Below are 13,459 nucleotides of genomic sequence, written 5' to 3'. Positions count from 1 at the left end.
GCGGGGAGCGTGACGACCGTCGGCGTCGTCGCGGTGGTCGCCGCGATGACCGTTGCGCTCGACGCGGTCGGCGGCGCGGCGGTCACCGCACGACGGGTCGCGGGAACAGCGGATGCGGCGGCGCTGGCGGCGGCCGACACGGTCAGCGGTGCGGTGCCGGGCTATCCGTGCGACGCGGCGGCCCGAGTGACGGTCGCGGCGGGGTGGGAGCTGACGGAATGTCGTCTCGACGGCCTCATCGCCACGGTCACCGTCGCCGGGGCGTACGGTGGAGTTCCCCTCGATGCGCGCTCGCGAGCCGGACCTCCCGATGTCTCGAGCCCGTGAGACCTCCCGGAACCCGAACAGGGAGGCGTGTGTATGGTGTGCATCGAAGAAAGGACCCCAGTGGCAAACGGAAAGAAGCTCGTCATCGTCGAGTCCCCGACGAAGATGAAGTCGATCCAGGGATACCTCGGCGACGACTACGAGGTGCTCAGTTCGGTCGGTCATATCCGCGACCTGGCGTCGAAGAAGGAGATCCCGGCCGACAAGAAGGCGGCGTACGGCAAGTACTCCATCGACGTCGAGAACGACTTCGACCCCTTCTACGTGGTCAACGACCGCAAGACGAAGACGGTCGCCGAGCTCAAGCGCGCCCTGAAGACCGCCGACGAAGTCCTGCTCGCCACTGATGGTGACCGCGAGGGCGAAGCCATCGCGTGGCACCTGCTCGAGGTCCTCAAGCCCAAGGTCCCCGTCCGCCGCATGATCTTCCACGAGATCACGAAGGACGCCATCCGCGATGCCGCGGAGCACACACGCGACCTCGACGTCTCCCTCGTCGACGCACAGGAGACGCGCCGCGTCCTCGACCGTCTGTACGGCTGGGATGTCTCGCCGGTGCTGTGGCGCAAGGTCGGCTCGGGTCGCGAGGGCACGGCGCTCAGCGCCGGCCGCGTACAGTCCGCCGCCACCCGCATGGTCGTCGAGCGCGAGCGCGAGCGCATGGCCTTCGTGTCGGCGTCGTACTGGGACGTCGAAGCGCTCGCCTCGCAGTCGGGCTCATCGTTCACCACGCGTCTGAACCGCCTCGACGGGGCGCCCATCGCGCGCGGTGGCGACTACGACGACAACGGCCGGCTCAAGAAGGCCGTCGTCGTCCTCGACGAGGCCGCCGCCCGCGCACTGGCCGACGCGATCACCGCCGCAGGTCGAGCCTCGGTCGCCAAGGTCGAGGCGAAGCCGGGTACTCGCAGCCCCCGCGCCCCGTTCACGACCTCCACCATGCAGCAGGAGGCCGGACGCAAGCTCTCGATGAGCGCGAAGCACGCCATGGGCGTCGCTCAGCGTCTGTACGAGAAGGGCTTCATCACCTATATGCGAACCGACTCGGTGGCATTGTCCGGGCAGGCCATCTCGGCGGCCCGCGCGCAGGCGGTGGCCCTGTACGGCGACAAGGCCGTGCCGGCCAATCCCCGCGTCTATAAGAGCAAGTCGAAGAACGCGCAGGAGGCGCACGAGGCCATCCGCCCGTCGGGCGACACCTTCCGCACCCCGGCCTCGCTCGCCTCATCGCTCGACCGCGACGAGCAGAAGCTCTACGACCTCATCTGGAAGCGCACCGTCGCCAGCCAGATGTCGGATGCCAAGTACGAGACGACGACCGTCACCCTGACGGTGCAGGCGGCGGCGCAGGTCGCCGAGTTCACGGCATCCGGAACCGTCTATACCTTCAAGGGCTTCCTCGAGGCGTATGAAGAGGGAGCAGACGAGAAGCGCAACGACGACGACGCGGACCAGTCGTTGCCCGCTGTCGCCGTGGGCGACGACCTCGCGATGAGCGACGTGGAGCCGAAGGGTCACAGCACCTCCCCCAAGCCCCGCTACACGGAGGCGAGCCTGGTCAAGGCGCTGGAAGAGAAGGGCATCGGTCGCCCGTCGACCTTCGCGAGCATCATCGGCGTCATCCTCGACCGTGGGTACGTCACCAAGCGAGGGCAAGCGCTCGTCCCGAGCTGGCTCGCCTTCAGCGTCGTGCGGCTGCTCGAGGAGCACTTCGCCGACCTGGTCGACTACGACTTCACCGCCGCGCTGGAGGACGATCTCGACGCCATCGCCCGCGGCGAGCAGCGCCGCACCGAGTGGTTGAAGTCCTTCTACTTCGGTTCCGACAAGCAGGTCGGTCTGCGGCACATCGTCGACAACCTCGGGGAGATCGACGCGCGCGAGCTCAATTCGACGCGGATCACCGACACCGCCACGCTGCGGTTCGGCAAGTACGGCCCCTACCTCGAGGTCACCGACCCGACGGCGGATGCCGACGCGAAGCCGCGCATCGTGAACATCCCCGAAGACCTCGCGCCCGACGAGCTCACTCCCGAGAAGGCGCAGGAGCTAATCGATGCGCCCGTCGCCGGCGACCGCGTGCTGGGGGAGAACCCCGAGAACGGCAAGCTCGTCGTCGTGAAGGACGGCCGCTTCGGGCCCTACGTGCAGGAGGTCGACGCCGAGGAGCCCGACGAGGTCGATCAATCCACGGGCGAAGTCGTCGACGCTCCGAAGAAGCGGGGCGCGAAGAAGGAGGCGGCCCCGAAGCCGCGCACGGCGTCGCTCTTCCGGTCGATGTCGGTCGACACGATCGAGCTTGATGCGGCCCTGCAGCTGCTCTCGCTTCCGCGCGTCGTGGGCGCCGACCCGGCGACCGGCGATGAGATCACCGCGCAGAACGGTCGTTTCGGGCCCTACCTGAAGAAGGGGACCGACTCGCGTTCCCTCGACAACGAGCAGCAGATCTTCGACATCACGCTCGAAGAGGCGCTCGCGAAGTACGCCGAGCCGAAGTACGGTGCGCGTCGAGCGTCGAGCGCGTTGAAGGAATTCGACGCCGACCCGGTCAGCGGCAAACCGATCAAGCTGAAGGACGGCCGCTTCGGGCCCTACGTCACCGACGGAGAGACGAACGCCACCGTTCCCCGTGGTGAGAACGCGATGGAGATCACGTTCGAGCGCGCGGTCGAACTGATCGCCGACAAGCGCGCCAAGGGCCCCGCGCCCAAGAAGGCGACCGCGGCCCGGAAGACGGCCGCGGCCAAGACGACGGCGACCAAGACGACGGCGGCCAAGACGGCTGCAGCGAAGACGACCGCTGCGAAGTCGACCGCGGCGAAGACCACGGCGACCAAGACCGCAGCAGCGAAGACGACCGCTGCAAAGACCGCAGCGACCAAGACCGCAGCAGCGAAGACGACCGCAGCCAAGACCGCAGCGACGAAGACGACCGCAGCCGCAGCCAAGACCACGGCGGCCAAGACGACCTCGACCACCCGCAAGGCCCCGGCGACGAACTCGTGACCGGCCTCGAGCCCCGGCCGCTGCATGCCCCTCGGGCGGCATCGGCCGGGGGCCCCGGTCTGTTCGTCACCTTCGAAGGTGGAGACGGGGCGGGCAAGACGACCCAGGCGTCGATGCTCGAGGAGTGGCTCGTCGCCCAGGGCCGCGACGTCGTGCGCACGCGCGAGCCCGGGGGCACCGAGGTGGGCGCGCGGATCCGCGAGATCGTGCTGCACCACCGCGGTCACATCGCCGCGCGCGCCGAGGCCCTGTTGTATGCCGCCGATCGCGCTCATCACGTGGAGACCGTCGTACAGCCGGCCATCGCCCGCGGCGATGTCGTCATCCAGGACCGTTACCTCGACTCGTCGGTCGCCTACCAGGGGGCTGGTCGCGTGCTCGATGCCGACGACGTGCGCGCGTTGTCGCTCTGGGCGACGGGGGGCCTGCTGCCCGACCTCACCGTGCTGCTCGACCTCGATCCGGCGGCGGCGCGTCAACGGCTGGACGCCGACGACAAGCCCTTCGACCGGCTCGAAGCCGAGAAGAGCGACTTCCACGCGCGCGTGCGGGCAGGCTTCCTCGACCTCGCGCGGCGAGAGCCGGGGCGCTTCGTCGTTCTCGACGCGACCCAAGCGCCCGAGATCCTCGCGGAGCGGGTGCGGGATGCCGTTGCGGCGCGCCTGCGCTGAGGCGGGGCGACACCGACAGTCGATGCCCAGCAGCGCTGTCCGACCCCGGGATTAGGGTGGAACGCATGTCCGTCGCGCTCGAGCCGTCTTCGCGGGCCGCCGACGCGGCCCCCTTCCCGTGGGACGCCGTATGGGGCCAGGACGAGGCCGTCGCGACGCTGCGCAACGCGGCATCCGACCCCTCGGCGCTCGCCCACGCGTGGCTCATCACCGGCCCGCCCGGCTCGGGTCGTTCCACCCTCGCCTATGCCTTCGCAGCGGCGCTCATCGCCGACCCGGGCGACGAACGGGCGCAGCATCAGGTGCTCGCGCGCACCCATCCCGACCTCACGGCTCTGCGCACGGAGCAGGTCGTCATCCGCATCGACGAGGCGCGTCGTCTCGTCGAGCGCGCCTCCTTCGCCCCGTCGCTCGGCCGACACCGTGTGATCGTCGTCGAGGATGCCGACCGCATGGCCGAGCGCACGTCGAACGTACTGCTGAAAGCGTTGGAAGAGCCGCCGGAGAAGACCGTCTGGGTGCTGTGCGCACCGAGCGACGCCGACCTTCTCCCCACGATCCGCTCGCGCGTCCGCGTCCTCCGGCTGCGCGAACCCTCCGTCGCCGACGTCGCCGGCCTGATCGTGGAGCGCACCGGGGTCACGCCCGACGTGGCCGAAGAGTCGGCGCGCCATGCACAGCGGCACATCGGCATGGCTCAGCGCCTCGCCACCGACGACGACGCGCGTGCCCGCCGCGCCGAGACCCTCGCGGCGGTGCTGGCCGTGCGGGGGATCGGCGACGCCGTCGAGGTCGCCGGACGGATCGTGCGTCTGGCCACCGACGACGCCAAGGCGCTCACCGCCACTCGCGACGAAGAAGAGCGTCGGGCCCTTCTCCGCATGCTCGGCGTGGCCGAGGGGGCCGCCGTGCCCCCGTCGGTACGAGGACAGGTGAACGCGCTCGAAGACGACCAGAAGCGGCGAGCCACCCGGAGCCTGCGCGACGGGATCGACCGCGTCCTCACCGACCTCCAGTCGCTGTTCCGCGACGTCGTGATGGTCCAGTACGGACGCGAGGCCGACCTGGTCAACGTCGAGCGTCTCGACGCCCTCCGAGCGCTGGCCACGCAGTGGACGCCCGCGCGCACCCTCGGCGTGCTCGACCGCATCTCGATGACCCGTCGCAACCTCGAACAGAACGCCGCGCCGCTGCTCGCGCTGGAGAGCCTCATGATTACCGTGGCGAACGGGTCCGCACCGTGAGCGTGCGCCGGCGCCTGACCGCGGTGGTCGCGGGACTCGCGGGTGTCGTTCTCGCGCTGACGGGCTGCCTCTACGCGCAGATCCCGCCCATGGCCCCCGACGGCGGCCGCTCGCTCGCCCCGCAGACGCAGGGCGTCGAAGCCGCTCTGCTGCCCTATTACGGGCAGACCTTGACCTGGACGGCGTGCGGGAGCGCCGGGTTCGACTGCACGACGGTCACCGCGCCGCGCGACTACTCCGACCCCTCGGCGGGCGAGCTCCAGCTCGCTGTCGTCCGCCATCGCGCAACGTCGGGCGAGCCCCTCGGGTCGCTGCTGACCAATCCGGGAGGTCCGGGCGTGAGCGGGGTCGACACGGTCCGCGACTCGCTGTCGTTGGTCGCCGACGAGGCGCTCACCCGGTCGTTTGACGTCGTCGGGTTCGATCCACGCGGGGTCGGACAGTCGACGGCGGTGTCCTGCTACGACGCTGCGGGGATGGATGCCTACCTCTACGACGTCCCGCCCGGAGCGCGCGGGAGCGACGAGCGCAACGCCGCCCTCGAGCAGCGACAGGCTGGTTTCGCGAAGGCGTGCGAGGCGGGGAGCGACGGCATCCTGCCCTACATCTCCACGGAGAACGCCGCACGCGACATGGACCTGCTGCGCGCCGTGCTCGGCGACGAGAAGCTGAACTACCTCGGCTTCTCCTACGGCTCCCTGCTGGGCGCGACGTACGCCGGGCTGTTCCCGGAACGCGTCGGGCGCATGGTGCTGGACGGCGGCATCGACCCGAGCCTCGCCTCGAGCGAGAGCGGCATCGCGCAGGCCGTCGGCTTCGAGAACGCGTTGCGCGCCTTCATGGCCGACTGCCTGCGGACCTCGGAGTGCCCGTTCTCCGGGTCGGTCGACGACGCGATGGACGATGTGGCCTCCATGCTGGCCCGCGCCGACTCGCGCCCGCTCGCAGCTCCCGACGGGCGCCTCCTCGGCGCCGACACCCTGCTCACGGCCATCGTCGCCGCGCTCTACAGCGATCAGAACTGGCCGTACCTTCGCGTGGCCCTCGCCGACGTGCAGAACGGCGACGCCTCTGTCGCCTTCCAACTCGCCGACTTCTACAACGGTCGGGTCGACGGGCAGTACACCGACAACACCATGCAGGCCCTGCGCGCCTACAACTGCGTCGACTACCCCCGCGAGGACGACGCCGACGAGACGGCGATCGAGCAGGAGCTCGCGCAGAAGGCCCCCGTCGTCGCGCCGTACTGGGTCGGTCCCGACGCGTGCGCAGCCTGGCCGGCCTCGCCCACCGGCCGACCCGCCGCCATCACGGCCCCGGGGTCGCCGCCGATCCTCGTGCTGGGCACCACGGGTGACCCGGCCACGCCTTACGCCGAAGCCCAGGCGCTCGCCGACCAGCTCTCCCAGGGCGTGCTGGTCACCTACGTGGGCGAGGGGCACCTCGCTTACAACAAGGGCGACGACTGCGTGAACACAGCCGTCGACGACTACCTCATCGACGACACCGTTCCCGCCCCCGACCTGCGCTGCGAGTAGCGCCGAGGCGCCCGCGTGCGCCTACGCTTGATCCGTCACATCCCGAGGAGACCCCTATGACCGCGCCCATCGCCGACCTGGCGAGCTACATCGACCACACCCTGCTCAAGCCCGAGGCCACCCGCGCCGACGTGGAGCGCGTCATCGCGGAGGGCGCCGAACTCGGCACCTACAGCGTGTGCCTGTCGCCCTCGTTCCTGCCGGTCGAGCTGCCCGAGGGGCTGAAGCTGGCCGTCGTGTGCGGCTTCCCGAGCGGCAAGCACCACGCCGAGGTGAAGGCCGCCGAGGCGGCGCTGTCGGTGGCGCAGGGCGCGCACGAGATCGACATGGTCATCGACATCGGAGCCGCCATCGAGGGACGCTACGACATCGTCGAGGCCGAGGTCCGCGCCGTCCGCACCGCGGCGCCGGCGCCGACCGTCCTGAAGGTCATCATCGAGTCCGCTGCGCTGTCCGATGACGCCATCGTCGCCGTGTGCGAGGCCGCTGTGGCCGCGGGAGCCGACTTCGTCAAGACGTCGACGGGCTTCCACCCCGCGGGCGGCGCCACCGTCCACGCGGTGCAGCTGATGAAGCGCACGGTCGGAGACCGCGCCGCGGTGAAGGCGTCCGGGGGCGTTCGTACGCGTGCCGCCGCCGAGGAGATGATCGCCGCGGGCGCCTCCCGACTGGGCCTGTCGTCGAGCCGCGACATCCTCGCCGACCGTTCCGCGAGCGGCGATTACTGACCGCGTACCGCACGGGCCGCTGGAGCATGTAAGATCGATGATCGTGCACGCGACAGCGCGCACATGCCGCCTTAGCTCAGACGGCAGAGCGATTCACTCGTAATGAATAGGTCAAGGGTTCGATTCCCTTAGGCGGCTCCGAAGGCCCCCACCCGCTTCCACCGGGTGGGGGCCTTTCTTCCGTCCGCGGGGCGGACGGCATCCTCGGGGTAGCCGAGTGCCCCGCCAGCACCCAGCGTGCGTCCGAATCCACGGGCCAGCTGTGTGACGGACGGCAGCGAACCCACGAGTCAGCGCCGCGCGGACCCGGGGCCCGACGCCCGAGCCGGCAAGGGTTCATTCGCGGCATCCCGATAGGCTGAACAGAACCGTTCCGCGATTGCGAGACGTGTCGTCAGCCCGCAGGAGCACCCGTGTCGAACGCCCTCGATGCCCTCATCGAGATCTTCACGTGGGTGGGTCTGGGCGGCGGGTTGCTCCTCGCGTTCGCGGCGGTGTTCCTGTTGCTGCTCGACGGCACATGGATGCCGACGAGGGCCGTGGTCGAGAGCGTGGACGGCGGCCGCGTCGTCCGGTGGTTCGACGATCGAGGCGGCGTCAACGAGGCTCCGCTGTCGGCGCACGACGACGCGAAGATCGGTTCGGCCGACATGGTCGACATCTTCTACCGCCGCGGGGTCGCGCATCGCATGCGGCTCACCCGCTCCTCGCCCGTGGTGCGCTTCGTCTCCCTGCTCGCCGCCGGCGTCCTCACCCTGGGCGTCGTCGCCTTCGCGGCCTCGATCGTGCTGCTGTTCGTGCGCGGCTGAGACGATCCCCGGCGCAGACCTGCGCAGCATCCGTGGAGGACGTCGCCGCGGAGCCGAACGGCGCGGAGTCGTCCGGCACGCGTAGGCTCGTCCCATGAGCCGGGCCCTGTTCATCGTCGACGTCCAGAACGACTTCACCGAGCGCGGGGCGCTGGGCGTCGAGGGAGGCGACGAGGTCGCCGCCCGCATCTCGCGCTACCTCGACGCGCACGCCGACGACTACGCGGTCGTGGTGGCCTCCCGCGACTGGCATCACGGCGACGACGACAACGGCGGGCACTTCTCTCCCACCCCCGATTTCGTCGACACCTGGCCCGTGCACTGCGTCGGCGGCACCTACGGCGCCGACTACGACGAGGTGTTCGACACCACGCGGGTCACCCACCACCTCAAGAAGGGGCAGGGCAAGCCCGCGTACTCGCTCTTCGAGGGCGTGTCCGATGACGGCGAGACGGCCGCGCAGATCCTCGAGGCCCACGGCATCCGCGACATCGACATCGTCGGCATCGCGACCGACTACTGCGTGCGAGCGTCGAGTCTGGATGCGGTGGCGGCGGGCCGCGACGTGCGTGTGCTCACCGACCTGATCGCCGGGGTCCACCCGGACTCGAGTGCCGCGGCGTTGCGCGAGATCGAGGCGGCCGGCGCGGTCCTGGCCCGCTCAACCGACTGAGACCGCGCCGGCGGCGGGCACGTCTTCGTCGTCGGCCCGGGGGATCGTCACCGTCACCGTGGTGCCGTCGCCCGGCGTGCTGCTGATGCGCATCGAGCCGCCGTGCGCGGAGACGATCCGCCGCACGCTCGAGAGTCCGATCCCCCGTCCGCCGTCCGTGTCGACCGCGAAGCGCCCCCGGCGGCCCTCCTCGACGATCGTCGCGAGATCGTCGGGATGGATGCCGCGACCGTGGTCGCGTACGCGGACCGCGGCGCCCTCGTCGGTTTCGAACGTGGCGATGTCGATGATGTCGTCGGAGTATTTCGCGGCGTTCTCGAGGACGTTCGCGATCGCGCGTCGCAGCCCCAGCACGTCGGCTCGCACCGGGACGGCATCCATGGTCCCGAATCGCACGCGGCCGAGATCGCCCGGGAGCACGAGGGCGACGGCGCCGCGCGCGACGAGGTCGAGGGTGGCGTGGCGCCGACCGCGCTCGCTCGCCGAGTCGACGTCGGACATGAGCGTCTGGGCCATCGCCACGATGTGATCGGACGCTTCGCCCGCGAGGCGCAGCAGGCGGTGGTCCGGCGGCATCTCCTCGGCGATGAGGTCCAGATACCCGCGGAGCGCGGTAACGGGGGAGAGCAGGTCGTGGGCGAAGGTCCGCTGCAACGCGGCCCGCTCATCGGCCGCCTGCTTCTCGCCGGTGAGGTCGCGCACGATCTTGACGAAACCGAGCACCTGCCCCTGATCGCTCCGGATGGCCGAGATGGTGACGCGAGCCCAGAACTCCGAGCCGTCACTGCGCACGCGCCAGCCCGTGTCCTCGACATGGCCGTCGCGTTGCGCCGCGGCGAGCAGTTGGTCGGGCACGCCGCGCCGACGCGCCTCTTCGCGGTAGAAGCGCGAGAAGTGCGACCCGAGGATCTCGTCCTCGGTGTAGCCCTTGATGCGCTCGGCGCCGAGGTTCCACCCCCGCACGAAGCCACCGCTGTCGAGCTTGACGATCGCGAAGAGGTCCACCTGCTCGTCCCAGTCGCGCGGGATAGAGCGGCGGATACTCGTCAAGGGGTGGGCGGGGTCGACGCCGGGCGCCTCGGGGAGGGTCGGCGGCTCATCCGGCACGGAGCTCATGCGAGGCTGTCGGGGTTCGGGATGCTTGCTGAAGGCATACGTCGATCATCCCGTGACCCGACCTCGATGAACAGCGATTGACAACGCGGCGTCGACCGACCGCCCGGGTCACGAGACTGTCACGAGCGTGCGCTGCCAGCCGCTCGACCCGTCGGGTGCGATCGGCGCCTGCTCCTGGATCTGCAGGTTGCCCTGCTTGTCGGTGGCGCGAACGGCGATGTAGTGGCTGCCGGCCTCGGCGGCCCACTCGAGGCGCCACTGCACCCACGACTGATCGTTGATCGGCGTCGACAGCTGCGTCTCCTGCCAGTCGCCGTTGTCGATCTGCACCTCGACCTTCTGCACGCCCACGGGCTGTGCCCAGGCCATACCGGCGATCACGACGGTGCCGGCCGGCACGGGTGCGCCGATCTTGGGCGTGTCCACGCGCGACGACAGCTTGATCGGAGCCTGCGCCGCGTAGCCGCGGGGCGTCCAGTACGCCTCGTCCTTGTCGAAGCGGGTGACCGTGAGCTTCGTGACCCACTTCGTCGCCGAGACGTAGCCGTAGAGACCCGGCACCACCATGCGCACCGGGAAACCATGCTCGAACGGAAGGGGCTCCCCGTTCATCGCGACCGCGAAGATCGCGTCGAGGTTGTCATCGGTCAGCGCACCGAGGGGAGTGGATGCCGTGTACCCGTCGACGCTCTCGGAGAGCACCATGTCGGCATCCGATTGGACGCCCGCCATGCGCAGCACGTCGCGGATCGGGACGCCCGTCCAGATGGCGTTGCCGACGAGGTCGCCGCCGACCTCGTTCGAGACGCAGGTCAGGGTGACGCCGTACTCGTTCAGGCCCATGTTCACGAGGTCGTCGAAGCTGAGCTCGACGGGGGTGTCGACCATGCCGTCGATCTGCAGGCGCCACGTCGTGGGGTCGACGTTGGGGACCGTCAGAGCGGTGTCCACACGGTAGAAGTCGCTGTTGGGTGTGATGATCGGGCTCAGCCCGTCGATCTCCCAGTTCGCGCCCTCGGGCACGGTGACCGTGGTCTGCGGCGCGGGCAGGCGCAGGGCGTCGCGCGCCGCGGCGACCGAGGAGGTCGTGGCGTTCAGGATGCGCGATCCGACGCCCACGACGACCGCCCCGACCGCGGTCAGTCCGGTGAGCAGCAGGAACTGGCGGCGACCGGCGCGCAGACCCTCGACGTCGCGGTCCTCGGCCGCGGCGACCCAGCGCTTCAGGCGCGCGATGGTGAGGATGAGCACGACGACGCCGCCGATCGTGCCCAGCACCGGCGGCAGCCACGCCAGGGCACCGGCGCCGGCGCGCGTGATGATGGCGGCGGTGGCGAGGACGCCACCGATGCCGAGGAGCACGGCGCCGACCGGACGGAACCGGTACTGCAGCACGCCGGCCACCGCGGCGGCGACGGCGGCACCGAGGCCGACGCCCACGAGGAGCGCGATCTTGTCGGTCTCGCCGAACAGCGTGATCGCGAGCTCCTTCAGCGGGCGCGGGACGATGTCGACGATGAAGGAGCCGACCGCGAGCACCGGGCTTGCCGAGCGGGCGACGAGGGCGGCGAACAACTCGGCGATGGCCAAGAGGGTCGCCGCGGACACGATCCCGGCCAGGGCCGCCCAGATCCAGGCGTGCGGGCGGCGCACCTTCGGGGTGTCGGCGGTGCGTGCCGCGGTGTCGGTGGTCATGGCATCCTCGTTTCCGGTGCCGCGCACGCGCGACCCTGCCTCATCCCTTCTTCGGAGCGGTCGGGTGATCGGATGGATGCCGCGATGCGGGCGCGATCAGGAAGGCGCCGTGGCCAGGCGGCGGGAAGGCGCGAGAGCGAAGCCGGCGACACCCGACACGATCAAGACCAGCGCCACGACGAGTCCGGCGGTGAGGTGCTCGCCCAGCAGGGGGACGGCCACCAGCGCCGTGAGGACCGGACTCAGCGCACCGGCCGCCGCCGGGATGCTGCTACCGAGGTTCTTCACCGCGACGACGTAGCACGCGGTCGAGAGCAGCCCCGTCCCGACGCCCTGCACCAGCGCGTAAGCCGCCCATGCGGGTGCGTCGACGGTTCCCTCGAACAGCTGCGAGGGCATCACGCCGGTGGCGGCGAGAGCGACCGCGGCGAGGAGCGAGACGACGGAGACGAGCGCGATGACCCCGACCGGGTCCAATCGCGTGCGCGCCAGCCCGACCGTGTACGCCGCCCAGACGAGACCGGCCGCGAGCAGGACCGCGATGCCCCCGGCATCCACGGCCCCGGTGCCGCCGATCAAGAAGGCGCTCGCAGCGACCCCGGCGATGATCGCCGCGAGGGCGAGGAGTCGGGGCCTCGACACCGTCGCGCGCCGATGCAGGAACAGCAGCGCGGTGACGAAGAGGGGCACCGTGCTGGGCACGAGCAGCCCGGTGAGCGCGGCCGAGGTGAGGTGGGCTCCCCACGCGAACAGCAGGAAGTGCGGCAGACCCGCGAGCAGCACGAGAGCGATCACCGTCCCGCGCTCGCCGCGGAGGCGGCGGAGGGTTCGGGGGATCCAGGGCGACAGCGCGAGGGCGGGGACGCCGAAGCGCACGATGGCGGCATCCCCGACACCCATTCCCGTCGCCTCGAGCGCCCGGGTCGACAACGCGAAGGACGACCACAGGCAGACCACCGCGGCGACGGCGGCGATCCCGACCATCGTCCGGCGGGTCACGGCGGTGGGGCGGGGGAGGGTGAACGTCGTCACAGCCTCGAGCGTAGAAAAGCTGGCACAGCACAGGATTGCGAAGATTGCTTTGATCGTCACGTGAGTGGCAGAATCTGCCACGTGGAAGCTCTCGATGCGATCGATCGTCTCATTCTGACCGAACTGCAACGCAACGGACGCCTCACGAATCAAGAGCTCGCCGATCGGGTGGGGCTGTCGCCCTCGCCGTGTCTGCGGCGCGTGCGTCGACTCGAAGACGCGGGTGTGATCTCCGGCTACCGGGCCGTCGTGTCGCCGAAAGCCGTCGACCTCGAGATCACCGCCTTCGTGCGCCTGCGGTTGGCGTCGCACGAGGGGGCGACGGTGGATGCCGTGGAGGAGCGCCTGCGCGCGATCCCGTCGATCGTCGAGGCCCACCTGCTCGCTGGCGACTGGGATTACCTCGTTCGGATCGTCACGCCCACCTTCGAGGCGTACGAACGTCTCCTGCGCGAGCACCTCCGGGCGATCCCCTCGCTCTCCTCGATCGACACCACGTTCGCCTTCGGGGTCACCAAGCCGCTCTCGCCGCTGCCCGTCGACGGCGGGGGCGCATCCCACGGCCGCTGACACGCGCCTCGCTACGATGTGACCACATGTCCGTGCGACACCAGGGCCCG

Annotated in this window: 12 protein-coding genes and 1 tRNA gene; 10 read left to right on the top strand and 3 right to left on the bottom strand. The window is 70.4% G+C overall.

Annotation, left to right across the window (positions count from 1 at the left end; translation table 11 throughout):
* Positions 1 to 9: 9 nt before the first annotated feature.
* The 9 genes from B0B15_RS13540 to B0B15_RS13500 all read left to right on the top strand — a co-directional run bounded on the left by B0B15_RS13540 (position 10) and on the right by B0B15_RS13500 (position 8,996).
* Positions 10 to 327 (top strand): Rv3654c family TadE-like protein, encoded by a 318-nt coding sequence (locus B0B15_RS13540; protein WP_306169558.1) that lies wholly within the window; start codon positions 10 to 12, stop codon positions 325 to 327.
* A gap of 60 nt (positions 328 to 387) precedes the next feature.
* Complete coding sequence (gene topA / locus B0B15_RS13535) at positions 388 to 3,333, top strand: type I DNA topoisomerase (protein ID WP_256334309.1); 2,946 nt, start codon at positions 388 to 390, stop codon at positions 3,331 to 3,333.
* On the top strand, positions 3,330 to 4,004 hold the full coding sequence (gene tmk / locus B0B15_RS13530; protein ID WP_256334310.1) for a dTMP kinase: 675 nt from the start codon (positions 3,330 to 3,332) through the stop codon (positions 4,002 to 4,004). Before topA ends, tmk begins: the two co-directional genes overlap by 4 nt.
* A 65-nt stretch (positions 4,005 to 4,069) precedes the next feature.
* Positions 4,070 to 5,248, top strand: a complete 1,179-nt coding sequence (locus B0B15_RS13525; protein ID WP_076676924.1) for a DNA polymerase III subunit delta' — start codon at positions 4,070 to 4,072, stop codon at positions 5,246 to 5,248.
* Entirely contained in the window at positions 5,245 to 6,786 is a 1,542-nt protein-coding gene (locus tag B0B15_RS13520) for an alpha/beta hydrolase (RefSeq protein ID WP_076676922.1), read from the top strand. Before B0B15_RS13525 ends, B0B15_RS13520 begins: the two co-directional genes overlap by 4 nt.
* Positions 6,787 to 6,842: 56 nt before the next feature.
* Positions 6,843 to 7,514 carry a deoxyribose-phosphate aldolase gene (gene deoC / locus B0B15_RS13515; RefSeq protein WP_076676920.1) on the top strand — a complete coding sequence of 224 codons (672 nt, stop codon included), beginning with the start codon at positions 6,843 to 6,845 and terminating at the stop codon, positions 7,512 to 7,514.
* A 65-nt stretch (positions 7,515 to 7,579) separates the two neighbouring features.
* Positions 7,580 to 7,652: transfer RNA gene (locus B0B15_RS13510), tRNA-Thr, on the top strand.
* Between the two features lie 275 nt (positions 7,653 to 7,927).
* On the top strand, positions 7,928 to 8,323 hold the full coding sequence (locus B0B15_RS13505) for a hypothetical protein (protein WP_076676918.1): 396 nt from the start codon (positions 7,928 to 7,930) through the stop codon (positions 8,321 to 8,323).
* 94 nt (positions 8,324 to 8,417) lie between these two features.
* Positions 8,418 to 8,996, top strand: a complete 579-nt coding sequence (locus tag B0B15_RS13500) for an isochorismatase family protein (RefSeq protein ID WP_076676916.1) — start codon at positions 8,418 to 8,420, stop codon at positions 8,994 to 8,996.
* Here the strand turns inward: B0B15_RS13500 and B0B15_RS13495 are convergent.
* The 3 genes from B0B15_RS13495 to B0B15_RS13485 all read right to left on the bottom strand — a co-directional run bounded on the left by B0B15_RS13495 (position 8,985) and on the right by B0B15_RS13485 (position 12,839).
* Entirely contained in the window at positions 8,985 to 10,112 is a 1,128-nt protein-coding gene (locus tag B0B15_RS13495; protein ID WP_083709043.1) for a PAS domain-containing sensor histidine kinase, read from the bottom strand. The two genes, B0B15_RS13500 and B0B15_RS13495, sit on opposite strands and share 12 nt — an antisense overlap.
* A gap of 108 nt (positions 10,113 to 10,220) precedes the next feature.
* Entirely contained in the window at positions 10,221 to 11,807 is a 1,587-nt protein-coding gene (locus tag B0B15_RS13490; protein ID WP_076676914.1) for a molybdopterin-dependent oxidoreductase, read from the bottom strand.
* A 96-nt stretch (positions 11,808 to 11,903) separates the two neighbouring features.
* The gene (locus B0B15_RS13485) at positions 11,904 to 12,839 is read right to left on the bottom strand and encodes a DMT family transporter (RefSeq protein WP_076676912.1); all 936 of its coding nucleotides are present in this window, start codon (positions 12,837 to 12,839) and stop codon (positions 11,904 to 11,906) included.
* An 81-nt stretch (positions 12,840 to 12,920) separates the two neighbouring features.
* Here B0B15_RS13485 and B0B15_RS13480 point away from each other — a divergent pair, with 81 nt between their 5' ends.
* Positions 12,921 to 13,409 carry an Lrp/AsnC family transcriptional regulator gene (locus B0B15_RS13480; protein WP_076676910.1) on the top strand — a complete coding sequence of 163 codons (489 nt, stop codon included), beginning with the start codon at positions 12,921 to 12,923 and terminating at the stop codon, positions 13,407 to 13,409.
* Positions 13,410 to 13,459: the final 50 nt, after the last annotated feature.

The sequence above is a fragment of the Microbacterium sp. RU1D genome, assembly GCF_900156435.1.
In the GTDB taxonomy this organism is placed as follows: domain Bacteria; phylum Actinomycetota; class Actinomycetes; order Actinomycetales; family Microbacteriaceae; genus Microbacterium.
This window is presented reverse-complemented; position numbering and strand designations above follow the sequence as displayed.